This window comes from Pseudonocardia xinjiangensis, assembly GCF_050948425.1.
Lineage (GTDB): Bacteria > Actinomycetota > Actinomycetes > Mycobacteriales > Pseudonocardiaceae > Pseudonocardia > Pseudonocardia xinjiangensis.
This window is the reverse complement of sequence record NZ_CP192009.1, coordinates 2,645,515-2,672,487: the sequence shown is the minus strand read 5'-3', so window position 1 is coordinate 2,672,487 and position 26,973 is coordinate 2,645,515. Positions and strand designations below refer to the sequence as shown.

General features: G+C 71.4%; 30 protein-coding genes and 1 pseudogene. 15 read left to right on the top strand and 16 right to left on the bottom strand.

The annotated features are described in order from the left end of the window. Positions 1-10 precede the first annotated feature (10 nt). Positions 11-2,008: a DUF3710 domain-containing protein gene (locus ACQPZA_RS12715; RefSeq protein ID WP_433280753.1), complete on the bottom strand. Its 1,998-nt coding sequence runs from the start codon at positions 2,006-2,008 to the stop codon at positions 11-13. Further along, the gene (gene dut, locus ACQPZA_RS12710; protein WP_433282786.1) at positions 2,008-2,484 is read right to left on the bottom strand and encodes a dUTP diphosphatase; all 477 of its coding nucleotides are present in this window, start codon (positions 2,482-2,484) and stop codon (positions 2,008-2,010) included. The genes ACQPZA_RS12715 and dut overlap by 1 nt, the downstream gene beginning before the upstream one ends. A gap of 86 nt (positions 2,485-2,570) precedes the next feature. On the opposite strand from dut, the gene ACQPZA_RS12705 reads away from it, so the two are divergent. After that, positions 2,571-3,050 (top strand): DUF3093 domain-containing protein, encoded by a 480-nt coding sequence (locus tag ACQPZA_RS12705; RefSeq protein WP_433280751.1) that lies wholly within the window; start codon positions 2,571-2,573, stop codon positions 3,048-3,050. Between the two features lie 193 nt (positions 3,051-3,243). Here the strand turns inward: ACQPZA_RS12705 and ACQPZA_RS12700 are convergent, their stop codons facing one another. Beyond that, the gene (locus ACQPZA_RS12700) at positions 3,244-3,546 is read right to left on the bottom strand and encodes a DUF4193 domain-containing protein (RefSeq protein WP_169396904.1); all 303 of its coding nucleotides are present in this window, start codon (positions 3,544-3,546) and stop codon (positions 3,244-3,246) included. 235 nt (positions 3,547-3,781) lie between these two features. Between ACQPZA_RS12700 and ACQPZA_RS12695 the strand changes: the two genes are divergently transcribed. Both ACQPZA_RS12695 and cei read left to right on the top strand, forming a co-directional pair. Then, the gene (locus ACQPZA_RS12695) at positions 3,782-4,900 is read left to right on the top strand and encodes a phosphotransferase family protein (RefSeq protein WP_433280748.1); all 1,119 of its coding nucleotides are present in this window, start codon (positions 3,782-3,784) and stop codon (positions 4,898-4,900) included. A 14-nt stretch (positions 4,901-4,914) separates the two neighbouring features. Continuing rightward, on the top strand, positions 4,915-5,580 hold the full coding sequence (gene cei / locus ACQPZA_RS12690; RefSeq protein WP_211174420.1) for an envelope integrity protein Cei: 666 nt from the start codon (positions 4,915-4,917) through the stop codon (positions 5,578-5,580). Between the two features lie 10 nt (positions 5,581-5,590). Here the strand turns inward: cei and ACQPZA_RS12685 are convergent, their stop codons facing one another. Beyond that, on the bottom strand, positions 5,591-6,487 hold the full coding sequence (locus tag ACQPZA_RS12685; RefSeq protein WP_433280746.1) for an inositol monophosphatase family protein: 897 nt from the start codon (positions 6,485-6,487) through the stop codon (positions 5,591-5,593). A 248-nt stretch (positions 6,488-6,735) separates the two neighbouring features. Between ACQPZA_RS12685 and ACQPZA_RS12680 the strand changes: the two genes are divergently transcribed. Further along, the gene (locus ACQPZA_RS12680) at positions 6,736-8,148 is read left to right on the top strand and encodes an RNA polymerase sigma factor (RefSeq protein ID WP_169396908.1); all 1,413 of its coding nucleotides are present in this window, start codon (positions 6,736-6,738) and stop codon (positions 8,146-8,148) included. Here ACQPZA_RS12680 and ACQPZA_RS12675 read toward each other — a convergent pair. Continuing rightward, entirely contained in the window at positions 8,136-8,450 is a 315-nt protein-coding gene (locus ACQPZA_RS12675) for an NAD(P)-binding protein (RefSeq protein ID WP_433280744.1), read from the bottom strand. The two genes, ACQPZA_RS12680 and ACQPZA_RS12675, sit on opposite strands and share 13 nt — an antisense overlap. A 48-nt stretch (positions 8,451-8,498) precedes the next feature. Next, positions 8,499-9,704: an LLM class flavin-dependent oxidoreductase gene (locus tag ACQPZA_RS12670; protein ID WP_433280742.1), complete on the bottom strand. Its 1,206-nt coding sequence runs from the start codon at positions 9,702-9,704 to the stop codon at positions 8,499-8,501. Between the two features lie 8 nt (positions 9,705-9,712). On the opposite strand from ACQPZA_RS12670, the gene ACQPZA_RS12665 reads away from it, so the two are divergent. Next, on the top strand, positions 9,713-10,372 hold the full coding sequence (locus tag ACQPZA_RS12665) for a DUF2165 domain-containing protein (RefSeq protein WP_433280740.1): 660 nt from the start codon (positions 9,713-9,715) through the stop codon (positions 10,370-10,372). 61 nt (positions 10,373-10,433) lie between these two features. Further along, positions 10,434-11,243, top strand: a complete 810-nt coding sequence (locus ACQPZA_RS12660) for a class I SAM-dependent methyltransferase (protein WP_169396910.1) — start codon at positions 10,434-10,436, stop codon at positions 11,241-11,243. A gap of 31 nt (positions 11,244-11,274) precedes the next feature. Here ACQPZA_RS12660 and ACQPZA_RS12655 read toward each other — a convergent pair whose 3' ends face one another. The 5 genes from ACQPZA_RS12655 to ACQPZA_RS12635 all read right to left on the bottom strand — a co-directional run bounded on the left by ACQPZA_RS12655 (position 11,275) and on the right by ACQPZA_RS12635 (position 15,097). Next, on the bottom strand, positions 11,275-11,688 hold the full coding sequence (locus tag ACQPZA_RS12655) for a VOC family protein (protein WP_169396911.1): 414 nt from the start codon (positions 11,686-11,688) through the stop codon (positions 11,275-11,277). Then, entirely contained in the window at positions 11,688-12,779 is a 1,092-nt protein-coding gene (locus tag ACQPZA_RS12650; RefSeq protein WP_433280737.1) for a class I SAM-dependent methyltransferase, read from the bottom strand. The genes ACQPZA_RS12655 and ACQPZA_RS12650 overlap by 1 nt, the downstream gene beginning before the upstream one ends. A gap of 203 nt (positions 12,780-12,982) precedes the next feature. Then, positions 12,983-13,576, bottom strand: a complete 594-nt coding sequence (locus ACQPZA_RS12645; protein ID WP_433280736.1) for an HD domain-containing protein — start codon at positions 13,574-13,576, stop codon at positions 12,983-12,985. A gap of 88 nt (positions 13,577-13,664) precedes the next feature. Then, entirely contained in the window at positions 13,665-14,093 is a 429-nt protein-coding gene (locus ACQPZA_RS12640) for a cupin domain-containing protein (protein ID WP_433280734.1), read from the bottom strand. Positions 14,094-14,155: 62 nt separating this feature from the next. After that, the gene (locus ACQPZA_RS12635) at positions 14,156-15,097 is read right to left on the bottom strand and encodes an NADP-dependent oxidoreductase (RefSeq protein WP_433280732.1); all 942 of its coding nucleotides are present in this window, start codon (positions 15,095-15,097) and stop codon (positions 14,156-14,158) included. A gap of 94 nt (positions 15,098-15,191) precedes the next feature. Here ACQPZA_RS12635 and ACQPZA_RS12630 point away from each other — a divergent pair, with 94 nt between their 5' ends. The 8 genes from ACQPZA_RS12630 (at position 15,192) to ACQPZA_RS12595 (ending at position 22,107) form a co-directional block, all read left to right on the top strand. Further along, positions 15,192-15,371 carry a hypothetical protein gene (locus tag ACQPZA_RS12630; RefSeq protein WP_433280730.1) on the top strand — a complete coding sequence of 60 codons (180 nt, stop codon included), beginning with the start codon at positions 15,192-15,194 and terminating at the stop codon, positions 15,369-15,371. A gap of 14 nt (positions 15,372-15,385) precedes the next feature. Next, the gene (locus tag ACQPZA_RS12625; RefSeq protein WP_433280728.1) at positions 15,386-17,026 is read left to right on the top strand and encodes an AMP-binding protein; all 1,641 of its coding nucleotides are present in this window, start codon (positions 15,386-15,388) and stop codon (positions 17,024-17,026) included. A 100-nt stretch (positions 17,027-17,126) separates the two neighbouring features. Next, a complete protein-coding gene (locus ACQPZA_RS12620) occupies positions 17,127-17,786 on the top strand; it encodes a TetR/AcrR family transcriptional regulator (protein WP_433280726.1) in 660 nt (219 codons plus the stop codon). 278 nt (positions 17,787-18,064) lie between these two features. After that, complete coding sequence (locus ACQPZA_RS12615; RefSeq protein WP_433280725.1) at positions 18,065-19,012, top strand: metal ABC transporter solute-binding protein, Zn/Mn family; 948 nt, start codon at positions 18,065-18,067, stop codon at positions 19,010-19,012. Further along, a complete protein-coding gene (locus tag ACQPZA_RS12610; RefSeq protein WP_433280722.1) occupies positions 19,009-19,887 on the top strand; it encodes a metal ABC transporter ATP-binding protein in 879 nt (292 codons plus the stop codon). Before ACQPZA_RS12615 ends, ACQPZA_RS12610 begins: the two co-directional genes overlap by 4 nt. Beyond that, positions 19,884-20,756 (top strand): metal ABC transporter permease, encoded by an 873-nt coding sequence (locus ACQPZA_RS12605; protein WP_433280720.1) that lies wholly within the window; start codon positions 19,884-19,886, stop codon positions 20,754-20,756. The genes ACQPZA_RS12610 and ACQPZA_RS12605 overlap by 4 nt, the downstream gene beginning before the upstream one ends. Before the next feature lie 5 nt (positions 20,757-20,761). Then, entirely contained in the window at positions 20,762-21,637 is an 876-nt protein-coding gene (locus ACQPZA_RS12600) for a metal ABC transporter permease (protein ID WP_433282784.1), read from the top strand. Beyond that, a complete protein-coding gene (locus ACQPZA_RS12595; protein WP_433280717.1) occupies positions 21,634-22,107 on the top strand; it encodes a Fur family transcriptional regulator in 474 nt (157 codons plus the stop codon). Before ACQPZA_RS12600 ends, ACQPZA_RS12595 begins: the two co-directional genes overlap by 4 nt. A gap of 44 nt (positions 22,108-22,151) precedes the next feature. Here ACQPZA_RS12595 and ACQPZA_RS12590 read toward each other — a convergent pair whose 3' ends face one another. Together ACQPZA_RS12590 and ACQPZA_RS12585 are read right to left on the bottom strand one after the other, a co-directional pair. Further along, the gene (locus tag ACQPZA_RS12590) at positions 22,152-23,543 is read right to left on the bottom strand and encodes a peroxidase family protein (protein WP_433280715.1); all 1,392 of its coding nucleotides are present in this window, start codon (positions 23,541-23,543) and stop codon (positions 22,152-22,154) included. A 140-nt stretch (positions 23,544-23,683) separates the two neighbouring features. Then, positions 23,684-24,064 (bottom strand): MerR family transcriptional regulator, encoded by a 381-nt coding sequence (locus tag ACQPZA_RS12585; RefSeq protein WP_433282782.1) that lies wholly within the window; start codon positions 24,062-24,064, stop codon positions 23,684-23,686. A gap of 54 nt (positions 24,065-24,118) precedes the next feature. On the opposite strand from ACQPZA_RS12585, the gene ACQPZA_RS12580 reads away from it, so the two are divergent. Continuing rightward, positions 24,119-25,000, top strand: coding sequence for a polysaccharide deacetylase family protein (locus ACQPZA_RS12580; RefSeq protein WP_433280713.1), 882 nt, complete (start codon positions 24,119-24,121; stop codon positions 24,998-25,000). Here ACQPZA_RS12580 and ACQPZA_RS12575 read toward each other — a convergent pair. The 3 genes and pseudogenes from ACQPZA_RS12575 to ACQPZA_RS12565 all read right to left on the bottom strand — a co-directional run bounded on the left by ACQPZA_RS12575 (position 24,989) and on the right by ACQPZA_RS12565 (position 26,919). After that, a complete protein-coding gene (locus ACQPZA_RS12575; protein ID WP_433280711.1) occupies positions 24,989-25,321 on the bottom strand; it encodes a hypothetical protein in 333 nt (110 codons plus the stop codon). The genes ACQPZA_RS12580 and ACQPZA_RS12575 overlap by 12 nt on opposite strands. 145 nt (positions 25,322-25,466) lie before the next feature. Then, positions 25,467-25,763 (bottom strand): annotated as a pseudogene (locus tag ACQPZA_RS12570) (purine-nucleoside phosphorylase); the annotation flags it as partial. Positions 25,764-25,923: 160 nt separating this feature from the next. Further along, positions 25,924-26,919 (bottom strand): helix-turn-helix domain-containing protein, encoded by a 996-nt coding sequence (locus ACQPZA_RS12565; protein WP_433280709.1) that lies wholly within the window; start codon positions 26,917-26,919, stop codon positions 25,924-25,926. Positions 26,920-26,973 lie beyond the last annotated feature (54 nt).

The window sequence follows — 26,973 nt, the reverse complement described above, 5'->3', positions numbered from 1 at the left end:
CGTCCGGGTCCTACTCGTCGGGCCTGCGGTGCCGCCCCGAGGGGCGATCCGTGCCGGAGGGCGCGACGAAGACCTGCAGCGGCGTCGTCTCGGGCGTCCCTTCCCCCGGGTCCGGAGCGGCGTGCCTGCCGCGAGCGGGCCGGGCCAGGGCGTCGGAGGCCTCCCCCGGAAGCGGCTCGGCCCCGGCCGGGGAACCACCGAGCGCGGGGAACACGCTGGTCAGTGCCTCCGGCTCGACGGCTCGGCGCCTCCCGGTGCCGGACACCGCGGCGTCGTCGGCCGTACCCGGGGCACGGCGCCTGCCACCGTCCACCGGGGCCGCGTACCCGGGCGGCGCGTACTGGGACGGCGCGTCGAAGTACCCGGACGACGCCGCGTACCCGGACGGTGCGTCGAAGTACCCGGTCGATGCCGCGGTGTCGGGCACCGCATACTCCCCGGTCTCGGGGAGGTACGGCTCGTCGGGGGCGCTCCGGTCGGGATGCGGGGCGACCGGTTCGCCGAGGCGACGCCGGCCGCCCGTGCCCGTGACCGTGCCGGCGTCTCCCTCGGGAGCGCGGTCGTCCCGGTGGGCGTACCCGTTCGTGGGCGCCGCGCCGGGCCACGACTGCTCCCCCGGTGCGGGGGCCGGCTCGACGCGGTAGCGCTCGGCGAGCGGCCACGGGTCGGTCGGCACGTCCTCCACGTAGAAGGCGGGCTCGGGGGTGGGGGGCTCGGGCAGGTCCTCGCGGGCGGGCGACCACGCGTCGGGGGCCGCCGCATCCTCCAGACGCGGGTCGAACGCCCACGGCTGGGTGGGGAAACCCTCCAGGAACCCGGTGGCCGACGACGCCGGCTCGGCCGCCGCCCAGCGGTCACCGGACTCCTGCACGCGGTCGGGCTCGCCGGACCGCCACTCCTGTGTGGGCCACGAGCCGGTGGACCGGGCGTCCGCGACACGGTGCTCCGCCGGGTCGGCCGCCAGCGCGCCCCAGACCTCGGTGGGAGCTTCGTCGAAGCCGGGCCGTCGAGCAGCGGCGACCTCCTCGGCGTCCGCGATCCGCTGGACGGGATCGGCCCACAGCGGTGCGCCGGCCTCCTGCTCCGGCGGAGCGGCCGCGTTGCGCTCCCAGGCGGCGGGCGCGGCCTCCTCGGCCGGAACTCCGCTGGGCCTGCGGCGGGGAGCGGGCGGGCGAGGAGCGGGCGTGCGCCGAGCGGGGGACGGCCAGGCGCGCGTGGCCTCGTCGGCGGGCGGCCCGGCGGCCGCCCACTCCTCCACCGGGGGCTCGGCCGCGGCGGGCGGGGCGGGCGCAGCGGGAGGAGGTGGGGCTTCCTGGTCCGTCGGGACGGCGGACGGCGCGGCGTCCGTGGCCGCCGCTGCGGCCTTCGCGGCCTCGGACGCGGCCATGGCCTCGGCGAGGTGCTCCGGGACCACCAGCGGCAGGACGGTGCGCACCGGGTAGGGCGCGCGCCCGCGGACCACGACGGTGGCGCGCAGCATCCGGCGCAGCTCCGCGTCGAGCATCTCGGCGTGGGTGGCGGGCCCGGTGGCCACGCCGTAGAGCATCCACCGCGAGCCGTCCACCCCGATGAACACCGACTTCGCGGCGCCGGAGGTGGCGTGCAGCTCGCGGCCCCACTGCCCCTGGAACGACCGGACCGTGGCGCCGCCCTCGCGCAGCGACGCGTCGATCTCGCGCGCCAGCTCCGGCCACAGCTTGGACGACTTGGGGGCCGCCAGCGCGCTGACCGAGAGCCTGCCCTCGGGGAGCGCGACGTGCACGGCCTGCATCCGCCCGTTGGCGGTGGGCTCGACGGCGACGGTGCCCTGCATCGGCACCGGCACCCGCACCGCGCCGAAGTCGACGAGCCCCGCGGCGTCGGTGATCTCCGGGTCGAGGTCGTCCCCGTCGTACGGACCGGTGGCCGGCACGTCGTCGTCCCGGGGCTCGAGCGCGAGCGCACCACCCGTGCGTAGCTCGTCGGGGTCCGCCTTGGTGGCGACGGCCGCGCGGTTCCTCCGGGCCACTACAGCGCCTCTCCGGAACCCAGTCGCTCGTGTCCCCCCGTGGAACCGTGGCCGCCGGCCCCGCGCTCGGACGCCGGCAGGGCCGCGACCTCGACGAACCGCACCTGCTCGACCTTCTGCACGACGAGCTGCGCGATCCGGTCGCCGCGGCGCAGCCGCAGCTCCTCGCGGGGATCGTGGTTGATCACGCACACCAGGATCTCGCCCCGGTATCCGGAGTCGACAGTGCCCGGTGCGTTGACGATCGAGAGCCCTGTGCGCGCGGCCAGGCCGGAGCGGGGATGGACGAACCCCGCGTAGCCCACGGGCAGCGCGATCGCGACGCCGGTGCCGACCACCGCCCGCTCGCCGGGCGGGAGGACGACATCGGCCGTGCAGCGCAGATCGACCCCGGCGTCACCCGTACGGGCATAGGAGGGAACGGGCAGCTCCGGGTCGAGCCGGGTGAGGAGCACCTCGACCGGGGATCGGGGCAGCTCGGCTGCCGGCGATGCGATGAGCGGCTCATGGTGAGGAGCGTCGACAGGGCCGGGCACGACGGGCGACGCTACCCTCGGCTCCCGTGAGCGAGCATCCGTCGGCGGGCGCGCCTGCGACGTCCGGCAGTCCCCGGTTCGACGAGCGGTTGTCCGTGCCCCTGTGGTGGTATCTGCCGGCCATCGGCGTGGGGGTGCTGCTGGGCGCAGAGATCCATATGGGTTACCCCGGCGTCCGGGAGTGGATCGGCTACGCGGTCTTCGTCCCGCTGCTGGTGATCATCCTGTTCTGGCTCGGCCGCATGCGCATCCAGGTGACGGCGACGGAGCTGGCTGTCGGTCAGGCCCGGATCCCGCTGCGCCACGTCGGTCGCGTGGAGGTCGTTCCGAAGGAGAACAAGCAGCAGGCGCTGGGTCCGGAGCTGGATCCGACCGCGTTCCTGATGCTCCGCGCCTGGGTGGCGCCCGTCGTGCGCGTCGAGATCACCGACACGGACGACCCCACGCCCTACTGGGTCTTCAGCGTGCGCAACCCGGAAGCACTGGTGGCGGCCCTGCAGAGGTGACGAGGACGGGCCGGAGGGCAGTCGCGAACACGACCCCGAATACGACTCTGCCCCGGACCGGAGAACCGGTTCGGGGCCGTGTCGATCGGGTGACGTCCTCTCCGGAGCGCCACCACGGGGCGCCGGACAGCATCGCCGGCGCCTCGCACGTCAGGCGGCGGTCACCGCGCCGCCCGACGACAGTGCACGTGCGTCAGGCGGCGCAGTCACGGCAGATGTACTGCGAGCCGTTGCTCTCGGCCAGCCGGCTCCGGTGGTGAACCAGGAAACAGCTGGCACAGGTGAACTCGTCAGCCTGCTTCGGCAGCACCTTGACCGTCAGCTCCTCGCCGGACAGGTCGGCACCGGGCAGCTCGAAGCTCTCTGCCGTGTCCGACTCGTCAACATCGACGACGGACGACTGTGCCTCGTTCCGCCGGGCCTTCAGCTCGTCGAGCGAGTCCTCAGCCAGGTCGTCTGTCTCGTTGCGCCGCGGCGCGTCATAGTCGGTCGCCATCGTTCCCACCCTCTTAACACACCTGTCGTCATCGTGCGGCTGGTCAACGCGGCAGCACAGGGCTTTGTGCCCCGCATTGGAGTGACGCGCGTCTCAGCTCAACCCGGGCCGCGACTGGATCGGATATAACGCCGTCAAGTGCTCGGACTGCCCCCGGGGCGCAGAGGGTAGCTCAGGGCCTCGACACGCGCCCGGTGCCCCGCCGTGCTCTGGTGCGGCCGTTAGGGTGCCCGTCGTGGCACTCTCCTCCAACCGCGACGTCACCGACGATTCGCGAGCTGTCCCCGATTCGCACCCCGGGGCAGATGCGGCTGTTGTCGGCGCCTGGTTGGCCGAGCGCCTCGATGACCCCGCGTGGCGCCACAGCACGCTCCGCCCGATCGGGGGTGGCCGGTCGAATCTGACCTATCGGGTGGACAGCCCGGCCGGGGCCGTCGTGCTGCGCCGCCCGCCGGTCGGCGAGGTCGCCGCCACCGCCCACGACATGGGACGGGAGCAGCGGGTGATCTCCGCGCTGGCGGATACCCCCGTACCCGTCCCACGCGTGCTGGCGTCGTCGGCGGGCGGGCCGCCGGTGGACGCCCCCTGCTACGTGATGGAGCTCGTGGACGGTGTCGTCCCCCTCGGCGAGCTGCCACCGGGCTGGGCCACCACTGAGGACGAGCGCAGGCGGGCGAGCCAGGCACTGGTCGACGTGCTGGTCGCGCTGCACGAGGTCGACCCCGCGGCGGTGGGGCTCGGTGACTTCGGGCGGCCGGAGGGATTCCTGGCGCGTCAGGTGCGGCGCTGGGTCACGCAGTGGGAGAAGGCCCGCGACAGCGGGATCCCGGTGGAGGAGAAGACGGTCACCGAGCTGACCAGCCTCGCCGAGGCGCTGGCCGGGGCTCTGCCCACCACGCAACGCCACACGATCGTGCACGGCGACTACCGCATCGACAACTGCCTGTTCGACGCCGGCGACCCGGGCCGCATCCGGGCCGTCCTCGACTGGGAGCTGTCGACGCTCGGCGACCCGCTCGCCGACCTCGGGCTGCTCCTCGTCTACTGGCGCGAGGCCGACGACGGCCCGGCCTGGCGTGCGGCGCGGTTCATCCCCAGCCCCACGCAGCTTCCCGGGTTCCTCGGGCGGACCGAGATCGCGCGGGCCTATGCCGCGGGCTCGGGCCTCGACCTGGCCCCCCTGCCGTGGTACGTGGCGTTCGGGGCGTTCAAGCTGGCGGTGGTGCTCGCCGGCATCCTGGCGCGGGTCCGCGCGGGGGTGGTGCCGGCGTCGATGGCAGAAGGGCTGGAGGGCAGCGTGGACCCGTTGGTGGCGCTGGGACATCACGTACTCGCCGAGGGACTGGCGGCGTGATGGCGAGCGGAACGATGCGACGCCCCCGGCCCTACCAGCGCCGCAGGCGCACCCCCGTGCTGATCCTGGTGGCGGTGCTCGCCGTGGCCGCGGTGGCGACGTGGACGACGGTGCTGGTGAACGCCTCCGGACCGGCGGGCACCGCGCTGTGCCCGCCGCCGGTCGCGGGGCCGCCGCCCGGTCAGCCGGTGCCGGCCGATGTGGTCAACGCGGTGCCTCCGATCCCGCCGTCGTCGGTCCAGGTGCGGGTGCTGAACGCGGGCGGGCAGCGCGGGCAGGCCAACCTGGTGGCCGCGCAGCTGGGCGACCTCGGCTTCGGCGAGGCGGCGCCCCCGGACAACGACCCCTTCTACCCGGACGAGAACCTGGAGTGCATCGGCCAGGTCCGCTTCGGGCCGGCCGGCGAGGCCGCGGCGAGCACGGTGGCGCTGGTGATCCCCTGCGCCGAGCTGGTGCGCGACGCGCGTACCGAGAACACGGTGGACGTGGCGGTGGGCACCGCCTTCGGTGACCTCAACCCCACACGGGCGGCTCAGGACGTGCTCGACCAGCTGTCGAAGGGCCCGAGCGGGGGCACGGACGGCTCCGCGAACGCCGACCCGAACGCGGCCGATGCGGCCCCCGCCCCGCCGGTGGTGGATCCGTCACTGCTCGAGGAAGCCCGCTCCGCGAGCTGTTAGGCGCGCGGGATCACACGGACGCCGCCCCGTGCTCCCGCGCCAGCGCGGCGAGCTCGGGGGCGATGCCGGGTGTGGCGGCGAAGAGGGCGTCGGCACCGAGACCGTCGTCGGGCGGGGTGCTGCCGGTGGGGCCGGGGGTGCGCACCACGGCACCGGCCTCGGTGGCGATGAGCGCGCCGGCGGCCCAGTCCCACCAGCTGCAGCCGTGCTCCAGGTAGGCGTCCGCCCAGCCCGCCGCCACCGCGCAGAGGTCCAGTGCCGCCGAGCCGGTGCGCCGGACGTCGCGCACGAGGGGCAGCAGGCCGCTGACCATCGCCACCTGCCGCACCCTGCGCTCCGCGCGGTAGGAGAAGCCCGTGGCGAGCAACGACAACGACACGTCGGACTCGGCGGAGACCCGCAGGGGCCTGCCGTCACAGGTGGCCCCGCCGCCGGCGGACGCGCTCCACAGCCGCCCCGACGCCGGCTCGATCACGGCGCCCGCCACGGACACCCCGTCGCGCACGGCCGCCACCGACACCGCGTACCAGGGCAGCCCGTAGAGGAAGTTGACGGTGCCGTCGATCGGGTCGACGACCCACAGCGTGCGCGAGCCGCCCGCGGTGCCCCCGTACTCCTCCCCCACGACGGCGTCACCGGGCCGCAGCTGCCCGAGCCGCTCCCGGATCAGGTTCTCCAGCGCCTGGTCGGACGCGGTGACCACATCGGTGGGTGTGCTCTTCGTCGAGACGCTCTCCGGCGATCCGCCTGCGACGTCGTCGTCCCACGGACGGGGGAGCCCCCGAAGGTGCTCGGCCGCCTCCCTGACGAGGCGCTCCGCGATGCGCCGCAACCCTTCCGGGTCGTCGGCGGATGCTGTGCCGGTTTCGGTCGGTACGGTCGAACGGGCCTCGTCCACGGACGTCATCCGACCATATGACCCCCACAGAGTGACGTCCGTGTACCCGGCCGAACACACATCGTCCACGCTTCCCGTGGCGAGGCGCGGACGTCTGGAGCACACGCAGTTACAATGACGCGGTACCCCGATGCGGGATGGCCTCCAGAGAGCTCCAGGACGGCGATCCAGCGCGGTATCCGACAACATCTCGACCTGCAGCCGGATCTCATACGCGTCCCGGCGCACCGCAGAGCGCACCGTAGCGAGAGGGCCTAGTGGCAGCCGCAGACTCCGCAACCCGCATCGACTCGACCGTCGAATCGACGACGAGTCCCGCACCCGCACGTGCCCGTTCACGGACGGGCGCGTCCGCCAAGACCGCGACGAAGTCGCCGCGGTCCCGTACGGGTGCGCCGGCGAAGAAGAACGGGGGTTCGACCCGTAAAGCGGGCGCCCCTGCGGGCGATGGCGAGCCCACCGAACTCGACGGCGCCGACGTCGAGCTCGATGGCGAGCCGACCGACCTCGAGGAGGTGGACGTCGAGCTCGACGCCGATCTCGTCACCGACGTGCCCGAGGGCACGGAGGTCGCCGTCGACGAGGACGACGACGACGAGGACGATGACGAGGTCGCCAACACCGGCGCCAACCGTCGCAGCCCGGCCCAGCGGGAGCGCTCCTCCACGCCTCAGAAGTCCGGCGACTTCGTGTGGGACGAGGAGGAGTCGGAGGCACTGCGGCAGGCCCGCAAGGACGCCGAGCTCACCGCCTCCGCCGACTCGGTCCGCGCCTACCTGAAGCAGATCGGCAAGGTCGCGCTGCTCAACGCGGAGGAGGAGGTCGAGCTCGCCAAGCGCATCGAGGCCGGCCTCTACGCCGCCGAGCGGATGCGCCGGTCGATCGACGCCGGCGAGAAGGTCTCCCCCCAGCTCCGCCGTGATCTACGCTGGATCGTCCGTGATGGCGAGCGTGCGAAGAACCACCTGCTGGAGGCCAACCTCCGGCTCGTGGTGTCCCTGGCAAAGCGCTACACCGGCCGCGGCATGGCCTTCCTGGACCTCATCCAGGAAGGCAACCTCGGTCTGATCCGCGCGGTCGAGAAGTTCGACTACACCAAGGGCTACAAGTTCTCCACCTATGCCACGTGGTGGATCCGCCAGGCCATCACCAGGGCCATGGCCGACCAGGCCCGCACCATTCGTATCCCGGTGCACATGGTGGAGGTCATCAACAAGCTCGGTCGCATCCAGCGCGAGCTGCTCCAGGACCTGGGCCGTGAGCCCACCCCGGAGGAGCTCGCGAAGGAAATGGACATCACCCCGGAGAAGGTGCTGGAGATCCAGCAGTACGCCCGGGAGCCCATTTCCCTCGACCAGACCATCGGTGACGAGGGCGACAGCCAGCTCGGTGACTTCATCGAGGACTCCGAGGCGGTCGTCGCGGTCGACGCGGTGAGCTTCACGCTGCTGCAGGACCAGCTCCAGTCCGTGCTCGCCACGCTGTCGGAGCGCGAGGCGGGTGTCGTGCGGCTGCGGTTCGGCCTCACCGACGGCCAGCCCCGCACGCTCGACGAGATCGGGCAGGTCTACGGGGTCACGCGCGAGCGGATCCGGCAGATCGAGTCGAAGACGATGTCGAAGCTGCGGCACCCGTCGCGGTCGCAGGTGCTGCGGGACTACCTCGACTGAGAAAGTCTGCGGACGCCCCCTGAGCCGGCTCGCGCCGGCTCAGGGGGCGTTTCTCGTGTCGCGCACAACGCTGCGGTGTCAGCACCATGCTTCTGTGGGACGGTCGTCACCGCCCAGTCGAGGCGTCCGCCGAAGAGCTCCGGCCACTTCCCCGGGGAATCCCCCAGCTCACAGCCGGCGTCCGGACCGGATTCGAGAACATGCACGGTATGCCCGTGGTCGAGCAGCCTGCGGATGATCACACTTCCCGCCGAGCCCGCGCCTACCACCACGTAGTCATGCTCAGAACGCTCGGAAGACATTCTCCCCCTCGCTCCCGCCCGTTCCCTGGACGGCGGCAGTCTCAGGCCTTACGTGCACGGCGAACCGAGCTTGTCGTCCCACACGGTCGAGGGCAGCTCACGCCGCACCACAGGCATCACCTCGGCGGCGAACAACTCGAGCACGGCGCGCGAATCGGTGGCGTTCAACGCGTCGACGGACAGCGCCAGCACCTCGTGTCGGAATGAGGCATGATAATCGGCGATCTTGTCGATCACCTGTTGCGGGCTTCCTACCAGCGCCGAGCCGCCGTCGATGATCTCCTCGACCGTGCGGTATGGCGATCCGTGCCGCTGGTGGAGTGCGGACCGAGCCCTCGCGTCGAAGTAGGGTCGGTACCCGTCGACGGCAGCCTGCGACGTCGGCGCCACGAAAAGGCCATCCGCCCCGGAACCCACCAGCGCGTCGGCCGGATCCCGCCCGTACGCCACCCAGCGCTCGCGGTAGTGGTCGACCAGGTCGGCATAGCGCTTCTTCGGGTGGAAGAGGTTGGCGGTGAACAACGGGTCGCCGAAGCGAGCGGCCAGCTCGGTGGACTCCGGGCTCGAGCTGCTGCCGTGCCAGATCGGGGTCGACGGGCGGAAGGGCCGGGGAAGGACGGTCACCCCGTGCAGCGGCGGCCGGAACTTCCCCGACCAGGTCACGTCGGATTCGTGCAGCAACCGACGCAGCAGCACGAACTTCTCCTCCTGGTATTCCCATCTGCGGTCGGCGTCCAAGCCGAACATCGGGTAGTCCCGCGCGTCGTTGCCCTTGCCGATCATGAGCTCCAGACGGCCACCGCTGAGCTGGTCGAGTGTGGCGTAGTCCTCAGCCACCCGTACCGGGTCGAGCAGGCTGATCACGGTGACCGTGCTGAGCAACCTCATCCGGCGGGTGTGCTCGGCGACTGCGGCGAGCACCACCGGCGGTGCGGTCGAGAGATACGGCTCGCTGTGTCGTTCCCCCACGCCGTACGCATCGAAGCCGAGTTGCTCAGCGAATACGGCCTCGTCGATCACCTGCCGAAACCGTCGGTGAGCGGTCCGTTCTGCGCCTGAGACCGCTTCCGGGGAATTCTTTATCAGTGAGAACAGTGCGAACCTCATCGGACCCTTCCCGAGTTGCTCCGCCGGCTGACCGATTCCTGCCGCTCGAGACCCGCCGCGCATTTCCTGAGGCTGTGCGCAGACTTGACGAAACCCCACCCGCCCCCACAATATCTCCATGACAGATGGAGCGTCGATACGGTCCATTCGGATCGATGGCGCGGGTGGCGACACCCGCACTGTTCACCCGAACCAGGCAGGGGCGGGCTGAACCCGACAAGGACTCGCCGACTTCCATGCAATCAGGGGGCATTCTGTTGAGTGGCGTTTCGTCTCGTTCTGCTCGTCGCTTTCGGTGGGGGGCGCTCGGCACCCTCCCCGCGGCTGCCGCCCTGATGACGTTCGTACTGGCCCTGTACACGTTGCTCGTCTTCTTCGGCAATGTCACTGATTTCGGCACGAACCTCGAGTTCGTCCGGCACGTTCTCGCCATGGACACCACGTTCCATGACCCGGCCCTGGCCTACCGGGCGATCACGAACCCGGCGCTGCAGGAAGCGGTCTACATCGGCGTGATCGCCTGGGAAGGGCTCACCACGGTCGTCCTGGTCGGCGCCGTCGCGCAGTGGCTGCCGGCGTTCCGCGGCACGAGCGGCTTCGACCGGGTGCGCCGATCCACCACGGTCGGCCTCCTGATGCTCATCGCACTGTTCGCGGGCGGTTTCATCGTGATCGGCGGCGAGTGGTTCGCGATGTGGCAGTCCACGCAGTGGAACGGCCTGCAGCCGGCCCTGCAGAACACGATCCTCGCCGCGTTCGCGCTGATGCTGGTGCATCTACCGGCCCGGCAGTGGGAGGCCGGCGAAGCCACCTGAGTTTCCCACTATTCAGGATCCTCGTTGCACCATGTGGACAGCGGGGACGAGCATCGAGGTCATGCACGCCGACCGAGAGACCTATACCCACGGGCATGCCGAGAGCGTCCTGCGCTCGCACCTCGTCCGCACCGTCGACAACTCCGCCGCCTACCTGGCCGCATACCTGCGCCCCGGCACCGACGTCCTCGACGTCGGCTGCGGCCCCGGCACCATCACCGTCGACATCGCCGAGCGGGTCGCCCCCGCCCCCGTGCTCGGGATCGACAGCTCGGCCGGTCCGCTGGACGGCGCCCGCGCGCTGGCCGCGAAGGCCGGCACCGGCAACGTCACCTTCGCCGTCGGCGACGTCTACGCCCTCGACGCCGCCGCCGACTCGTTCGACGTCGTGCACGCCCACCAGGTGCTCCAGCATCTGGGCGACCCCGTCGCAGCGCTGCGGGAGATGCTGCGCGTCTGCCGTCCTGATGGGGTGGTCGCGGCGCGCGACGCCGACTACGCGGCAATGACCTGGTATCCCGCCGACCCCAGACTCGACCGCTGGCTGGAGATCTACCGCGCCATCGCCACCGGCAACGGCGCCGAGCCCGACGCCGCCCGCCACCTCCTGTCCTGGGCACATGCCGCCGGAGCGTCCTCCGTCACGCCGAGCGCGTCCGTCTGGTGCTACGCCACACCCGAGCAGCGGGACTGGTGGGGCGGGCTGTGGGCGGACCGCATCCTCAGCACGGCGATCACCCAGCAGGCCCTCGACGGAGGGCACGCCGATGCCGACGAGCTCGCCGGCATCTCCGCGGCATGGCGCGAGTGGGCCGCCCACCCCGACGGCTGGTTCGCCATCGTGAACGGCGAGGTGCTCTGCCGGCCTTGACCGCGCCCGACCGGCCGACCATGCCGCGTCGTCAGGCCCTGATCAGGCAGAACGGATGGCCGACCGGGTCCAGGAACACGCGGAACGAGTCCGGCATCGGCTGCACGTCGTGCTTCCGGGCGCCGATCTCCAGCACGGCGCGCTCTGCGGCGTCGAGGTCGGGGACGTCGAAGTCGACATGCGCGCGCTGCGGGTGATCCTGGCCGGGCCACTCCGGCGGGCGGTACTCGCCCTCCACGATCCTCTGGAACGCGAGCGTGGCGCCGGCGCCTCCCGCGTCCAGCTGAGCCCAGTCGGCGTACTTCTGCGGCGCGATCGGCCATCCGGTGATCCGGCTGTAGAACCCGGCGAGCGCGAGCGGGTCCGGGCAGTCGAGCGCGGTGAGGCTGTACGTGGCGATCGGCGCTGCTCGACGGTCCCGGCCCCCATCGCCTCCGCCCGGCATCAGCGCTTGAGGGCGTAGACGCGGTTCGTCGGCCCCTCCACGGCGAGCCTCCAGTCGCGGAGCCCGGCCTCCTCGGCGATAGCGCGCTCCGTCTCCTCGCCCGGGTGGTTCCCCAGCGCGTGCGGGCCCTTCTGCGCCAGCGCCGCCGGAAGGCACACGATGACCGACGACGCCGTGAAGGCCCGCCCGAGTGGGTTGATGTTCTCGAGAACCTCTCCCGACATGTTCGGTTCGACGACCATGCAGGTGCCGTCCTCGGCCAGTGTCTGCTCGGCCCGGCGCAACGCTCCGCCGGGATCGCCGAGATCGTGCAGGCAGTCGAAGAACGTGATCAGGTCGTACTTCTCACCCGGGAAGTCCTGAGCTGTGGCGACGTCGAAGCTCACCCGGTCGTCCAGTCCCTGCTCGGAGGCCAACCGGCGCGCCGTCTCGATGGACGGGCCGTGGAAGTCGTACCCGCGGAAGCGGGACTGCGGAAACGCCCGGGCCATGAGCAGGGTGGAATGGCCGAAACCGCACCCGACGTCCGCGACCGACGCCCCGCGCTCCAGTTTCTCGACGACGCCGTCCAGCGCCGGGAGCCATTCCGACACCAATGCCGCGACATAGCCCGGGCGAAACAATGTGGCGGTTCCCTCGAACAACCCCCGGCTGTAGTCCTGCCAACCCACACCCTCGCCGGTGCGGAAGGCCTCGGCCAGGGCATCCTCCTTGTCGTAGAAGGCTCCGAGAATCCGGAAGGTCCCGACGGCGTAGGTGGGTGAGTCCGGGTCGGCCAGTACGGCGGCGTGCTCGTCCGGCAGCAGGTAGGCGTCGCCCTCGGCGTCGTACCGCACGTACTCTCCGGCCACCTGGGCGGCGAGCCATTCCCGCACGTAGCGTTCGTTCAGGCCGGTGCGCTCCGCCAGTTGCCCCGATGTCAGAGGCCCGGCACCGGCCATGGCCACGTACAGGCCGAGCCGGTCACCGAGCGCCGTGGTGAGCCCCGCGACCGCAGCACCACCGTCTGTGACGACGCGCTCCAGGAACTCCGTCATCACGCTGTTGTCGAACGTAGCTTCGCTATTGTTCATCGAATAGTCAAAACCCACCACGCGCTCCTCCTCGTGCTGTCGATTCGACCGTGCCTGGCATTTCATTGACACAGCTAAGATTGCCGAGCCAAGGATCATTGTCAAACTTCCGGATCAGCCTGACTGCGGGCGACCCGGACACGACAGATCGATGAGTGCCACACCCGCCGGTTGCGACATTCGCGCGCACCGCCTCGGTCCCGGACGAGTCGGTCGCAGCCTCAAGCGGGACGGTGGCCGTCGAGGGGGTTGGCGGCGACTCGCCCGGCCATGTCCCTCTTGCCGACCGATACCGCGCAGGCGCTGTCCGGCTTGCGCCCCGCCTGGTCCTCGAAGCTCGCCAGTATCTCCGTGCCGAAACCCAGCCAGGGATAGCGGGCAAGCACCTCCGCCCTCGCGTCCGGCGGGAACTCCTCCGGGCGGCGTCCGACGACCTCCCAGCTGGTGGCGACCTGCAGCAGGTGGGACTCGGGGTCGGCGGTGGCGGACACGTCGTCGCGCATGTGCGTCACGATGATCTCCGCGGCGCGGGAGGCCCGCTCCGCGGGCCAGCCTGCCGCCACACCGAACGTCCAGGCCAGGTTCCCTCCTGCGATCTCGAAGGGAAGCATGTTGTTGTCGAACGCCTCTGTCAGCCCGATGTCGTGCAGCAGCGCCGAGACGTAGAGCAGCTCGTCGTCGACGGCGATCCCGTGTGCCGTGCCGTACATCCTCGCCCAGAGGTAGGAGCGGACGGAATGGTTGAGCAACGCGGGTGAGTGGAAACGGGCGGCCACGGACAGCGCGGCCGCGGCGGCGGGAGTCTCAGGAAACATGGTCAGCCTTTCATGTGGTCGTCGGAAGCCACCGCCACCTCCGCACGCGCCGGCCGATCGCGGTGGCGCGCAGCGAGCGGGCGGTCGATCACGCGGAATGGCGAGGATTCGACGAGTACGGCGGCGGTGCAGGAATCCGTTGCTGCGCCTTGGTCGCGAGCTCCTCGTCGGACACCATCGTGATCATCTCGACCCCGGGTGCACACAGCATGACCACGACGAAGCGGCTCGTCCGGTCCGCGAGCAGGTTTGCGACCGTGTAGTGGATGACATCGCCGCCCGGTTCCCAGAAGGCCTCTCCGGCCTTGATCGGATAGGGCGCCTGGCCTTCGAGCTCGAACAGCATCTCCCCCTCGAGCATGTAGCCGAAAACGGGGCCGGAATGCCGGTGTGGAGCGAGGCCAGGATCCCCCGGCGGCAGCTCGAGGAGTCGGACCATCGCGGCGGAACCCGGCGCGATGAACGGCGGCACGACTTCCAGCAGATCTTCCTGGCTCATGGCGGTAGGAATGGACATCTGATCTCCTCTGTCAGTTGTCGTCGGCGAGCCGTCGTCGAGATCACGAACTCGCTTCCCGGTCAGTCCCGGACGACCAGAACGGTCTTGCCCGGGCGGGACCTCCGGAAGGCGCCGCTCTCGTAGGCGGCCCGGCCGTCGGCCAGCGGGAACGTCGCTGCGACGCCGACCTTCAGCGCGCCGGCGTCGATCATGTCGGCCACCCGTGCCAGGCCGTCCCGCTCCGCGGTCACGATGAAGAACAGGGCCGTGACGCCGTACTCGTCGGCCAACTCCTGCGAGGGAGGCTCCTGAAGGGTGATCAGGCGCCCGCCGCGGCGAAGCGCCGCGAACAGGGCTTCCGGCGTCTCCCGGCCGACGGCGTCGATCACGACGTCGAAGACACCCGTCTCCGCATCGAGCGACTCCTCGTCGGTGTTGATCACATGCTCGGCGCCCAGGGCGAGGACGTACTCCACGTCGGCGGCATGCACCGTGCACGCGACACTCGCCCCCAGCGCGACCGCCAGCTGGATGACGAAGGCGCCGACACCGCCCGCGCCTCCGTGCACCAGCACCCGCCGGCCCGGTTGTAGTGCCGCCTGGTCGACGAGGGCCTGCCATGCGGTCAGCGCCGGGAGCACGGCAGCAGCCGCGACGACGTGCGACACCGTGCGCGGCCGGGCGCCCACACTCGTAGCCGGCACGCTGACGTACTCCGCCGCGGCGCCATCCCGGTCGAACGGAACCAACCCGTACACCTCGTCACCGACCGACAACCCCGCGACACCGTCGCCGACCTCGGCCACGACCCCGGAGAACTCGTGGGACGGGATGACCGGAGTCCGCTCCACACCCTCGGAGACCCACGTCTCGGGCCAGGCCAGCTCGTCGAACGTGATCCCCGCCGCGTGGACCGCGACCAGCACCTCGCCCTCCCCCACGGTCGGCCGTGGCGCAGATTCGTACGCCAGGACCTCGGGACCACCCCGCGTGTGCGCCCGCAGCGCCATCATGCTGTCCATGGGCTCAGCCCTCCTGATGTCGCCGGTTGCCGACACCAGGATACGTTACACTTCGTCTCTGTAAAGGTCGCCGACGTGGGCACTCGCCGTCGGCGTGCCCGCCGGCGACCGGCTCGGCAGCAGAACTGGTGACGACGACGTCGGACGGTGGCCGTGGTCACCGCACTGGTCGCAGCCGCCGTGCCACTGCGCCTACCCCCGCCTCCCGGCGCCGCCGGAGGTGCCGCTGCGCGAGGGCTTCGCCGTCGCCGCCGACCGGCTCGTAGCGATCTGAGAGGAGCTCCGGACTTGCGTATCGATTCGATTCGACCGCCCGACCTTGCGGCGCGAAGATTCCGCGGCGCCGGGTTCTGGCGGGACTCGGGCCCGATATCCGACTTGTGCCGCTGGCGGGACGCGACTCCGGGCGCGCCGGCGATCATGGCTTACCGGGCCGATGGGGGGTCGGTCCGGCTCAGCTATGCCGAGTACGCCGGTCATGTCGAGCGGTTCGCGGGTGCGCTGTACGAGCTCGGCGTGCGGCCGGGGGACGTGGTGGCGTGCCAGCTGCCGAACTGGTGGCAGGCGCAGGCGTTACTGCTGGCCGCCACGCGGCTGGAGGCGGTGGCGGCGCCGATCATGACCACGATCCGCCCACGCGAGCTGGAGCGGATGCTGCGCCTGCTCGGCGCGAGCGTCTGCGTCACGGTGGACGAGTGGGCCGGGTTCGGCCACGCCGCCGCGTTGGGTGAGATCGCGCACCGGCTACCGCAGCTGCGGCACCGGGTGGTGATCGGCGAGCCGGCTGACGGAGAGATCGACTTCCGGTCGTTCTTCGAGGAGACGCCGTGGGAGGGCTGTCACCCCGTGGCGCTCGACGACGCGTGGGAGGACCCGGACTGCGTCGCCCTGGTTCTCTTCACATCCGGCACCTCGGGTGAGCCGAAAGGTGCGCTGCACACCCAGAACACGATGTACGCGTCGGCGGTCAGCGTCGGCGACGTGCACGACTTCGGGCGCGACAGTGTGCGTTTCACCCCTCATGCGCTGATGCACATCGTGGGGCAGGACAACGCACTGGCCGTCCTGCTGGCCGGCGCGTCCATGGTCCTGCTCGACGACTGGTCGGGCGGGCTGGGCTTGCGGGTGCTGGCCGGCAGCGGCACCACCGATCTCGTGGCCGGGCCGAGCTTCGTCCACGACCTGATCGCGGCCACCGGCGGCAACCCCGCCTGCCTGCCCGCTCTCCGGACGGTGCGCTGCGTCGGCACGACCATCCCGAAGCAGCTCGTACCGCAGGTGTCGGGTGTGCTGGGGGCGCGCCTGCTGAGCGGGTGGGGGATGACCGAGATCGGCACCGGCACAGTGACTCGCAGCGATGACCCGCCGGACTGGGCCGCACACAGCGACGGCCGCCCCGTCATGGGGATGGAGCTGGACCTGCGGTCTGTCACCGAGATCACGAAGGACCGGCCCGGCAGGCTGTTCGTCCGCGGCAGCGGCGTGTGCCTGGCCACGGTGGGCCGGGACTCCGGGGAGCTGACCGTCACCGCCGAGCACGACGACGGCTGGTACGACACCGGCGACCTCGCCGTGCCGGACGGGCGCGGCGGGATCCGGCTGATGGGCCGCGCCGGTGACCGGATCGGCGGGGTGTTCATGATCCCGGTCGGCGACGTGGAGTCCGAGCTGCTCAAGAACCCCGGCGTCGAGGACGTCGCCCTCGTCGGCTACCCGGAGAGCCACGGTGGGGAGCTGGCGTGCGCCGTGGTCGTCCCGGCCACCGAGCCGCCGGTCACCCTGGACGAGCTGCGCACCTACCTCGCCGACCAGGGCATGACCGAGTGGTACCTGCCGAGCCGGGTGGAGTACGTCGACGCGTTGCCGCGCAACGGCAACGGCAAGGTGCGCAAGGAGCTGTTGCGGCGCTGGCTGGTGGATACGGCCTAGATACGTTACGCGGCATAGCTGCAACTCGTACCGTAACGACCACTCCTTGTAACGAATCGGGTAGGATCCGGGCGGTCGTCACCGGCAACGAGGTGGGTTCATGGTCCGAGCACGCGCAGCGTCGAACGAGCACATCGACACCGACGCCGACGGTCCGCGTCCCGGAGGCCGGCCGCGCGACGCAGCACTCGACGAGGCGATCATCCTGGCCACCCGCGACCGCCTCGTCCGCGACGGCTACTCGCGCATGACCATCGGCGACATCGCGGCCGACGCGAAGGTCAGCCGCCCCACGCTCTACCGGCGGTGGAGCACCAAGTTCGACCTGGTCGTCGACGCGCTGGACTACGGCTTCCGCAAGGAACACGCCCTGTTCACGGCCGACCTGACCCGGCTGGAGCCACGGGAAGCCCTCGTCGAGACCGTCCGTCGGCTGAACCCCGCGTACTTCAACCCGGACGCCATGGTGCTGATGGGCAACTTCGCCGGCGAGGCGATCCGCACCCCGGAACTGCTCGAGATCGTCCGCAAGCACGCGGTCGAACCGCGCGTCGCCCTCGTCGAGAACGTGCTCTCGCAGCTTCAGGAACGCGGCGCCGTGCGCGACGACATCGACATCCACACCATCGCCACCCTGTGCTTCGGCAGCTACCACGCCGCCTTCTACCGCGGGGAGAGCACGGAGGAGATCCCGGAGGCGGTCGTCGACGTGCTGTGGCCCGGCATCGCGAAGACGGCCGGCACGCGGCGCGCACGCTGACGCCGGCAACGCCGACCGGGGCACATTCGGCACGGAGCCTCGCCGACGGTCGGCCCAGCAGCCGGAACCACTGAGGCCAGGACGTCGGCGGCACCGTCCCCACGCGCTCCGGCCCGGCGTTCAGGGGCGCCCGGAACATCCCGGCCTGTCGCCCTATGCCGCAAACGCCGCCACTGTTGCAATTGACAATCATTTTCAGCTCGCGTTGGGTGGCCGATGTCGCCCGGCCCACAGGGGAGCCGGGCCGTCAATCCGAGTCCCGATCGGCTGGAGCCTGCATGTCGTCACGTCGTTCCCTGGTCGTCCCCCTCGCTGCGGCCGCTCTCGCTGCTGGCCTCGCGGGGTGCGCCTCCTCCCTCACGGCCTCCGACCCGGCAGGGGCGACGACGTCCGCGGGCGGTGGCGGCCAGGTGATCCCGGTGGCCGCGAGCATCAACACGTGGGGCTCGATCCTGCAGCAGCTCGGCGGCAGCCACGTGAAGGAGACGTCGCTGATCAGCAACCCGAACACCGATCCGCACGACTACGAGCCGACGCCGGCCGACAGCCGGGTCATCGCCGGCTCGAAGCTGTTCGTGGAGAACGGCATCGGGTACGACCCGTGGGCTCAGCAGTCCGTGGCGGCGAACCCGGACCCCGACCGGGTCGACCTCGACGTCGGGCAGGTCGTCGGCATCCCCGACGGCGGCAACCCCCACCGCTGGTACTCCCCTCCCGACGTGGAGAAGGTCGCCGACGCCATCACCGCGGACCTGAAGCGGCTCGACCCCGCCGACAGCGCCTACTACGACACGCAGCGGCAGACGTTCGAGACCAGCGGCCTGGCGACGTACCACCAGCTGATCAACGACATCCGGACGACGTACTCCGGCACCCGGATCGGCGCCAGCGAGAGCATCGTGACCCCGCTCGCGGAGGGGCTGGGCCTCGACCTGATCACTCCGGCGGCGTTCCTCGACGACATCAACGACGGCACCGACCCGTCAGCCGCCGACAAGTCGACCATCGACGACCAGATCACCCGCAAGCAGATCAACGTGTACGTCTACAACACCCAGAACTCCACGCCCGACGTCGCCGCGCAGGTCGACGAGGCCAGGAAGGCCGGCATCCCGGTCGTCCAGGTGACCGAGACCCTCACGCCGGCGAACGCGAGCTTCGAGGACTGGCAGTCGGCGCAGCTCCGGTCCCTGCAGACCGCACTGGCCCAGAGCGCCCGCACATGATCCGGCCGCCGTCGGGCAAGGTCGCCGCGGCCCCGGTCCTGAGAGCGGTCACCGCGGCGCCGGACGTGGTGTCGCTGCGCCGGGCTGGTTCCGCCGTGGGCGGGCGCACCCTCTGGTCGGAGGTGAACCTGCAGGTCCGAGCAGGTGAGTTCGTGGCGGTCCTCGGCCCGAACGGGGCGGGTAAGTCCACGCTGATCAAGACGCTGCTCGGACTGGTTCCGGTCAGCTCGGGAGAGGTCACCGTGCTGGGCTCCCGGCCCGGACGCCGCAACGCCGCGATCGGCTACCTGCCCCAGCGCCGGGCGTTCGACGCCGGTGTACGGATCCGGGGCACCGACATCGTCCGGCTGGGCTGGGACGGCGACCGCTGGGGAGTCCCGCTGCCCCGCCCGCTGTCGGGACGGCGCGCCCGCGCGACGCGGCAGCGCGTCGACGAGGTGATCGAGCTCGTCGGCGCCGGTGCCTACGCCGGGCGCCCGATCGGCCAGTGCTCGGGCGGCGAGCAGCAACGGCTCCTCATCGCCCAGGCCCTCGTCCGCCGGCCCGAGCTGCTGCTGCTCGACGAGCCGCTCGACTCCCTCGACGTCACGACCCAGGCGTCGGTCAGCGCGCTGATCCAGTCGGTCTGCCGCAGCGAGGGGGTGGCGGTGCTCATGGTCGCCCACGACGTCAACCCGATCCTGCGCTACCTCGACCACGTCATCTACCTCGCGCGCAGCGGCGTGGTGATGGGTCGGCCGGAGGACGTCATCACGGCCGACACCCTGACCATGCTCTACGGCACGCCGATCGACGTGCTGCGCGACCGCGAGGGCCGGCTGGTGGTGGTCGGCCGGCCCGACCACCCGCCCGAGCCCAGCAGGTCGGTGCCATGACCTGGAACCTGGTCGCCGACGTCCAGCAGATGCTCAGCTACCACTTCATGCTCAACGCCCTGCGCGCCGGCACGATCGTCGCCGTCGTCGCCGGTGCGATCGGCTACGTCATGGTGCTGCGCGGGCAGAGCTTCGCCGGGCACACGCTGGCCACGATCGGGTTCCCGGGCGCCGCGGGTGCCACGTGGCTGGGGATCGGGGTGGCGGTCGGCTACTTCGGGTTCTGCATCGCCGGAGCGCTGGTCATCGCCCTGCTCCCGGGGGCCCGGCGGGCGGGCTCCGGGCTGGGCGGCTCCGGCGAGGAGTCCGCCGGCATCGGCACGGTGCAGGCCCTCGCGCTGGCGTCGGGGTTCCTGTTCGTCAGCCTCTACAAGGGTTTCCTGTCCGGGCTGAACAACCTGCTGTTCGGCACCATCACCGGCGTCTCCGACGCGCAGGTGCTCATCCTGCTCGTCGCGGGCGTCGGGTGCCTGGTCGTGCTCGTCGCGCTCGGCCGCCCCCTCCTGTTCGCCACGATCGACCCCGATGTCGCGCGTGCCCGCGGGATCCCCGTGCGCCTGCTGGACGTCGCGTTCCTGGTGCTGCTCGGCATCGTCACGGCCGGCTGCAGCCAGGTCACCGGCAGCCTGCTCGTCTTCGCGCTGCTGGTGGCCCCGGCCGCGGCGGCGGCCCGGCTCTCCGCCAGGCCGGCTGCCGCGGTCGTCCTCTCGGTCGGGCTCGCCCTCCTGGTGACCTGGGCCGGGGAGACGATCGCGTTCTTCTCGCCGTACCCGATCGGTTTCTGGGTGACCACACTGGCGTTCGCGGTGTACCTGCTGGCCATCGCCCACCGTGCCCGGCTCGAGCGCCCGGGCCGGCAGACGTCGTGATCGCCATGCTGTCGCATCCGTTCATCCAGACCGCCCTGATCGCCGGCACCTCCATCGCCCTTCTCGCCGGTTGCGCCGGCTACTTCGTCGTCATGCGTGGCCAGGTGTTCGCGGGCGACGCGCTCTCCCACGTCGCCTACACCGGCGCGCTCGCGGCGCTCGCCGTCGGCCTCGACCTGCGCTTCGGCCTGTTCGTGGCCGCGGTCGGGTTCGGGATCGTCCTCGGGCTGCTGGGGGGCCGGGTCAACGCCGACGACGTGATCATCGGGACGACGCTGGCGTGGGTCCTCGGCGTCGGGGTGTTCTTCCTCGCCCTGTTCACCACGAACGCCGCCAACAGCAACAGCAACGCCAACGTCACCGTCCTGTTCGGATCGATCTTCGGGATCAGCTCCGCGGCCGCGGCCACGGCAGCGGGCATCGCCGCCGGGCTGGTCGTCGTGCTCCTCGTGATCGCCCGACCGCTGCTGTTCGCCAGCATCGACCCCGCCGTTGCCGCCGCGAGCGGGGTGCCCGTGCGCCTGGTCGGGGCGCTCTTCCTGGCGGTCGTCGGCGCTGCCGCGGCGGAGACGAGCCAGATCGTGGGCGCGCTCCTCGTGTTCGGGTTGCTCGCCGCGCCCGCGGCCGCCGCGGGGCGGCTCACCAATCGGCCGTGGTACGGCCTCGCGCTGTCGGCGGCGCTGGCCCTGGCCGCGACGTGGGCCGGGATCGTGCTGGCCTACGCCGCGCCCACCTTCCCGCCCAGCTTCACGATCATGGCCTCCGCTGCCGCCGAGTACGTCATCGCCGTGGTGATCGCCCGTCGGCGGGCCACCGGGCGGGCGCGCCCCGATGCCGTCCCCCGCCGTACGAGCGGCCCGGTGCCGGCGCCCCCGCGATGACCGACGCCGCGCAGGGCCGGCCGTCGACACCGGGCCACGGCCCTGCCCGACCCACCCGCCGAACGCCGTCGGTCCCGGTCGCCACGGTGGCGCGGCGGGCCATCCTCGCCGCACTCGCCGAGAGCTCCGCGTTCGTGACGGCCCAGGCCCTCCACGCCCGGCTCACCGCCGAGGGGCACCGGATGGGGCTGGCCACGGTCTACCGGGCCCTGCGGATCTATGCGGACATCGGCGACATCGACAGGACCCGTGCCGAGGACGGGACCGTGCTCTTCCGCTACCGCCCCGACCCCGGTCACCACCACTACCTGCGCTGCCGGAGCTGCGGTTACAGCGTCCCGATCCACTCCGAGCCGTTCGAGGCATGGACCGCGACGATCGGGTCCCGGCACGACTTCACCGACCTCACCCACACCGTCGAGGTCCTCGGCACCTGCTCGTCCTGCTGGATGCACCGCGGGGAGGGCTAGCGGCGCCCCGACGGTTGACACGTCGAGACCGACCGCAAGCACCCTCAGCGAGCGCCGAGGGTGAGCAGGTCGGCCAGTCCGAAGTTCGGCCCGGTGGCGGGCAGGGTCGGTTCCCAGTCCGGTTGCACACTCAGATAGCCGGCCGGGTCGGCACGCAACAACCCGATCAGCACCTCCGCCACGATCCGGCCACCGACCGGGCCGAGCCGGTCACCGCCGCCACGGTGCTCGGCCTCCTTGAGGATGTAGAACCACAACGGGGTGCCGTGCGGCCAGCTCTGCCCCGCCTCCTCCCCGGTCAGGGGCGCCACGCCCATGAGCCGCGCGACCGCCTCACCGCTGGGCAGCTGCGTGGTCTCCCCGCGCAGCAGGTCCCGCACCGCCAGCGAACGGTAGGCGGCGGTGTCGACCACACCGGTGACCTGCTCGGGCAACCCGATGAGACTCGCCGCGAGCCGGCCGTCGAGGCGCTTGGCCCGCTGCGCGGCCGGGCGCCCCGGCAGGTCGAAGACCTGCCCGAGATCCAGCCGCCGGTCGGCAGGCAGTGGGCCGAACCCGACCAGGTCAGGGAACAGCGGCACCGCCGAACCCCCCTCGACCAGCCGATAGGAGTGCCGGATCTGCCCATGGCCGTAGCGATAGGCCGCGTCGGCGAACTCCAACGGGATGAACGCCTGCAGGGGCGGCGGCGCGAACCACCGGCTGCCCTCGGCGAGCACCTGCTCGACGAGGCTCGCCCCGACGAGTCGGGGCAGGAAGTCGTGGACCACGATCCACTGGTAGTGCCAGGTGAGGGTGGTCCGCGCCCGGTCGAAGACCTCCGCCTCGGGCACCCCGGCCGCGCGCAGGAGGTCGACGATGCGGTTGTGCGCGTGCAGCAGGGCGACGTGCAGGGACAGCGAGAACACGTGCACGTCGTTGCGAGGCTCGCCGATCAGGGCCACGCCCTGCTGGTTGCGCGGCACGTCACCGCCGTCCGGACCGAGCAGGAACCTCGCCGGGTCACCGAGGTCGAACAGGTACGGCGAGCCGATCGGGCCGTCGGAGTAGAGCATCTCCAGGTTCAGCACCGGGGCGCGGGCGTTGCGCAACGCATCGGGGGCGACGTCCCCGGCGATGGGTGAGCGGTCGGCGGTGATGTCGTGCGCGATCAGCTGGCCGAAGAACGGCCACCCTGCCGCCTCCGTGGCATCGTCGCCGCCGTCGCTCAGCGGGTCCAGGACCGCGGCGGCGTCGCAGATCCCGCCGTCGGTGCCCGCGCGCATGAGGAGCTGCGGGTCGGTACCCAACGAATCCAGGCCCGGGAACATCCGTCCGTAGCGGGCCGCCCCGGTGGGCCGGTCCACCGCGCGTGCCGGACTGAGGCAATGGTCGCGCGCGGCCACGTGGCTGCCGTGTGGCGCAGCGCCGCTGACCTGCCCATCCCCCGCTCCCACGCGTCCTCGATGGTGCTGCCGCTGGTCGAACACGTCTCGGTGGTCCCTTCAGTCGAAGCAGGCAGGGACGCCGCCCGCTACCTGAAGGACAGGGCAGGGACCGGATCCGTGACATCGGGTGACCCGGCCCCCACAGGACCTCAGTCGGTCCCGGGACGCAGGCCCGGGTCCGATGCCGTCTCGATCACGTCGCTCAGCACGTCGCGGGAGCGGACCAGATCGCCGACCATACGGTCGATACGGTCCCGCTCCGTCGTCAAGATCTCGACGAGCAACGGGGTGGCGGTCTCGGCCGGACCGCCATCGGCGTCCCGCATGCAGGGCAGCACCTGCGCGATCTTCGTGCTGGTCAGTCCGGCAGCGAGCAGTTCCTGGATGCGGATGACCCGGTCGACGGCGCTGTCGGGGTACTCGCGGTGACCGCCCGGGGTGCGTCCGGCCGTCAGCAGCCCCCGCTGCTCGTAGTAGCGCAGCGAGCGCTCGCTCACTCCGGTGCGCTCGGCCAGCTCACCGATCCGCATCCACACCCCCGCGATCTTGAACCTGACACCGATGTCAGGTCATACCGTGACGGCATGACGACCACACCGGAGCTGTATCCGTACTCCCCCATCGTCTCGCGGCCGCCTCTGCAGTTCCCCGACGGCAAGCGACTCGCGTTCTACGCCGGCGTCAACATCGAGCGTTTCCGGCCCGGCCTGCCGATCCAGGCCGGCTCGGGGCCCGTACCCGATCCGCTGGCACACGGATGGCGCGACTACGGCAACCGCGTCGGTGTCTGGCGGCTGATGGACCTGTTCGACGAGGTCGGCATCCGCGCCACCGGGATCGTCAACTCCGACGTGTGCACCTCGTTCCCGGAGATCATCGAGGCGGGCGTGGAGCGCGGGTGGACGTGGGTGGCGCACGGCCAGACCAACTCGCGCTTCCTGTCCGGCATGACCCCCGAGCAGGAGCACCAGCACCTCGACGAGATGCTCGCGGTCCTCGACGCCTCGCTCCCGAGCCGCCCGAAGGGCTGGCTGGGGCCGGGTCTCACCGAGACGCACGCGACACCGCGCCTGCTCGCCGCCGCCGGGTTCAGCTACACCCTCGACTGGTGCTGTGACGACCAGCCGTTCCGGCTGAACGTCCCCGGCATGCTGTCGGTGCCGTACTCGCTCGACGTCAACGACTACATGATGTTCATGACCGGTCCCGGCCTGACCGGGGCCGACTACGAGCGGATCGTGCTCGATCAGTTCGAGCAGCTGCTCGAGGACTCGGCCACCGCGGGCCGCGTCATGGCTCTCCCCCTGCACACCTTCGTCGTCGGGCAGCCCCACCGCGCGAAGTACCTGGCGCGCGTGCTGCGGACGATCTGCTCCTCGCCCGAGGTGTGGGTGTGCACGAGCGATGACATCGCCGAGCACTATCTCGCGACGCACCCCGAAGGGGGCCCGGCGTCAACGGGATGATCCGCGGTCCGTGGTGGGGCCGAGCAAGTGGTGGGCGACGGTCGAGCCCACGAGATAGGCGTTCTGGACGGCCGGATCCGCGCCCGGGAACTGCGACAACAGGTCCCGGATGTCCTGCCCGGGATAGGGCTGGTCGAAATCGCTCGCCGTGCGCAGGTCCAGGTATCGATCGAGATAGCCGTGATGTGCGAGAACAGTTGCCGTACCGCTGTCCTCCATCTGCGACGTACAGTACTTCCCCTTGTTGTCCGTCCACACGTCGACGACGTACTGGGCGCTCTTCGACAACTCGGCGCCTGCCCAGAAGTCGTCGCCGGTCACGGTGTCGCACACGGTCGTGAACGGCTTCCGGGCGGCCTGTCCCGGGTAGTGGCCCCGGTCCTGCACCCCAGGTGGAAGACGTTCGTGTGCTGGTCGGCGTAGGGCAGGTAACCGTGGGGAACGCCGGGCGCGCTTCCCGGTTCCAGATGATGGCCGAGATCCAGTCCACCACCCAGCGCGCCCACGCCGCGAAGCCGAGCGTTCCGGTGCTGGGCGATGTGCCGGCGATGCCCGCCGTCAGGAAGTAGGCACTGTGGAAGTCCAGACCGGGGTCGTCGAGCAAGGACGTCATGCTCGCCACCGCGTTGGACTTTCCTTCCCCGATCGTGGCCACGCACAGCCCGTCTGCACTGCAGTGCAATGGCTCCGAAACGTAGGGCACCTGCATCGTGACGGGCAGGGACTCGTGCTGCAGCCACGGAGCGGTCTCGGCGTCGAACATGGTGATCACCAGGACAGGCACCACGAGCCACTGGCCGCGGTCAGCGTCAGTCCGAGCGCCACCACGAGTGCCACAAGAGTCGCGACGTTGCGTGGATGCCGCATTCCGGCCCCGTGCGTACAGCTGTTTCAGCCACCCCGACCCTTTCGCATCTGCCTGCTCATCGCCCCTGGCGTGCAGTGCCGGCCCGGTAGGCGGTGAGAGTCGTACCGAGCACGGCGCGGAACGCCCGATAGAGCTGGGTCTCGCCGGCGAACCCCGAGGCGGCGGCGAGGTCGGCCACGGACAGTGACGGCCGGGTCCGCACCAGCCGGGCGGCGTGGTCCACGCGGATCCGCCGCAGCTCGTCGGCGAGCGAGAGCGGGGAGTCGGCGAACAGGCGGAACAGCGAGCGGCGCGACATGTGGCAGGCGCGGGCAACGACATCCGCGTCGAGCCGCGGGTCGACGAAGTTCGTCCGCAGGTGGTCCCGCACCCGCGCCCGGTCCAGCTCGCGGGCGTCCGGCTCGGACGGGCCGGTTCCGGCCGCGGTCCCGAGCGCCGCGCCGACCAGCCCCAGTGCGTGGTCGCCGAGGACGGCCGCACCGGCGGGGTCCTGTCGCGAGACCGCAGCCAGGGACGACAGGAACCCGGCGATCACCGACACCGCGCCCTGCGGGTCCAGCCGCACGGCCGTCGCCTGCCGGGTGGCCCGGTCGCTCAGTCCGCTGCGCGCCTGGAGCAACGTCCTGGGCATCTGGACGACCACCTGCTCGAACTCATCGTCGAAGGTGAAGTCGAAGGGGCGCGTGCTGTCGCAGAAGACCAGCGACCCCGGGACGAGCTCGACCTCCCGGCCGTCCTGCTGCACCCTGCTCCGCCCGGCCACCTGGACGGTGGCCATCAGGTAGGCCTCGTCCGCGTCGTCGATCAGCCCGGACGTGCGCCGGATCCGGTGGGCGTCGGCCCGCACCGTCGAGAGCTGCAGGTCGCGGCCACCGGTGTGGTCGATACTGGCGCGGAACGGGTGGTCGCGCAGCGGTGTGGCCGCGAGCGGGACGAAGGTGGCGCTGATGACGTCCCGGTACGCGGCGAACGCTCCCGATGGGCGGATCCCGCGGGTGGACCACGCCCCGGGAGCCCCTCCGGACGTGGGGTCGCCCTCCGGCGCGGTCACCCGTCCATCATGCGCCGCCCCTGCGGTCCGGTCCGCATGGCGTTGTGCACCGAG

What these genes read in the sequence shown, in the direction of transcription:
- ACQPZA_RS12685 (WP_433280746.1), bottom strand. Translation starts at nt 6,487, where the DNA reads ATGACGTCCGTGGACGAGGCCCGTTCGACCGTACCGACCGAAACCGGC.
- ACQPZA_RS12580 (WP_433280713.1), top strand. Translation starts at nt 24,119, where the DNA reads ATGACGACCACACCGGAGCTGTATCCGTACTCCCCCATCGTCTCGCGG.
- ACQPZA_RS12635 (WP_433280732.1), bottom strand. Translation starts at nt 15,097, where the DNA reads ATGGACAGCATGATGGCGCTGCGGGCGCACACGCGGGGTGGTCCCGAG.
- ACQPZA_RS12660 (WP_169396910.1), top strand. Translation starts at nt 10,434, where the DNA reads ATGCACGCCGACCGAGAGACCTATACCCACGGGCATGCCGAGAGCGTC.
- ACQPZA_RS12595 (WP_433280717.1), top strand. Translation starts at nt 21,634, where the DNA reads ATGACCGACGCCGCGCAGGGCCGGCCGTCGACACCGGGCCACGGCCCT.
- ACQPZA_RS12665 (WP_433280740.1), top strand. Translation starts at nt 9,713, where the DNA reads ATGGCGCGGGTGGCGACACCCGCACTGTTCACCCGAACCAGGCAGGGG.
- ACQPZA_RS12645 (WP_433280736.1), bottom strand. Translation starts at nt 13,576, where the DNA reads ATGTTTCCTGAGACTCCCGCCGCCGCGGCCGCGCTGTCCGTGGCCGCC.
- ACQPZA_RS12655 (WP_169396911.1), bottom strand. Translation starts at nt 11,688, where the DNA reads ATGCCGGGCGGAGGCGATGGGGGCCGGGACCGTCGAGCAGCGCCGATC.
- ACQPZA_RS12585 (WP_433282782.1), bottom strand. Translation starts at nt 24,064, where the DNA reads ATGCGGATCGGTGAGCTGGCCGAGCGCACCGGAGTGAGCGAGCGCTCG.
- cei (WP_211174420.1), top strand. Translation starts at nt 4,915, where the DNA reads ATGCGACGCCCCCGGCCCTACCAGCGCCGCAGGCGCACCCCCGTGCTG.
- ACQPZA_RS12670 (WP_433280742.1), bottom strand. Translation starts at nt 9,704, where the DNA reads ATGGACCGTATCGACGCTCCATCTGTCATGGAGATATTGTGGGGGCGG.
- ACQPZA_RS12600 (WP_433282784.1), top strand. Translation starts at nt 20,762, where the DNA reads ATGCTGTCGCATCCGTTCATCCAGACCGCCCTGATCGCCGGCACCTCC.
- ACQPZA_RS12620 (WP_433280726.1), top strand. Translation starts at nt 17,127, where the DNA reads ATGGTCCGAGCACGCGCAGCGTCGAACGAGCACATCGACACCGACGCC.
- ACQPZA_RS12700 (WP_169396904.1), bottom strand. Translation starts at nt 3,546, where the DNA reads ATGGCGACCGACTATGACGCGCCGCGGCGCAACGAGACAGACGACCTG.
- ACQPZA_RS12640 (WP_433280734.1), bottom strand. Translation starts at nt 14,093, where the DNA reads ATGTCCATTCCTACCGCCATGAGCCAGGAAGATCTGCTGGAAGTCGTG.
- ACQPZA_RS12615 (WP_433280725.1), top strand. Translation starts at nt 18,065, where the DNA reads ATGTCGTCACGTCGTTCCCTGGTCGTCCCCCTCGCTGCGGCCGCTCTC.
- ACQPZA_RS12610 (WP_433280722.1), top strand. Translation starts at nt 19,009, where the DNA reads ATGATCCGGCCGCCGTCGGGCAAGGTCGCCGCGGCCCCGGTCCTGAGA.
- ACQPZA_RS12675 (WP_433280744.1), bottom strand. Translation starts at nt 8,450, where the DNA reads ATGTCTTCCGAGCGTTCTGAGCATGACTACGTGGTGGTAGGCGCGGGC.
- ACQPZA_RS12605 (WP_433280720.1), top strand. Translation starts at nt 19,884, where the DNA reads ATGACCTGGAACCTGGTCGCCGACGTCCAGCAGATGCTCAGCTACCAC.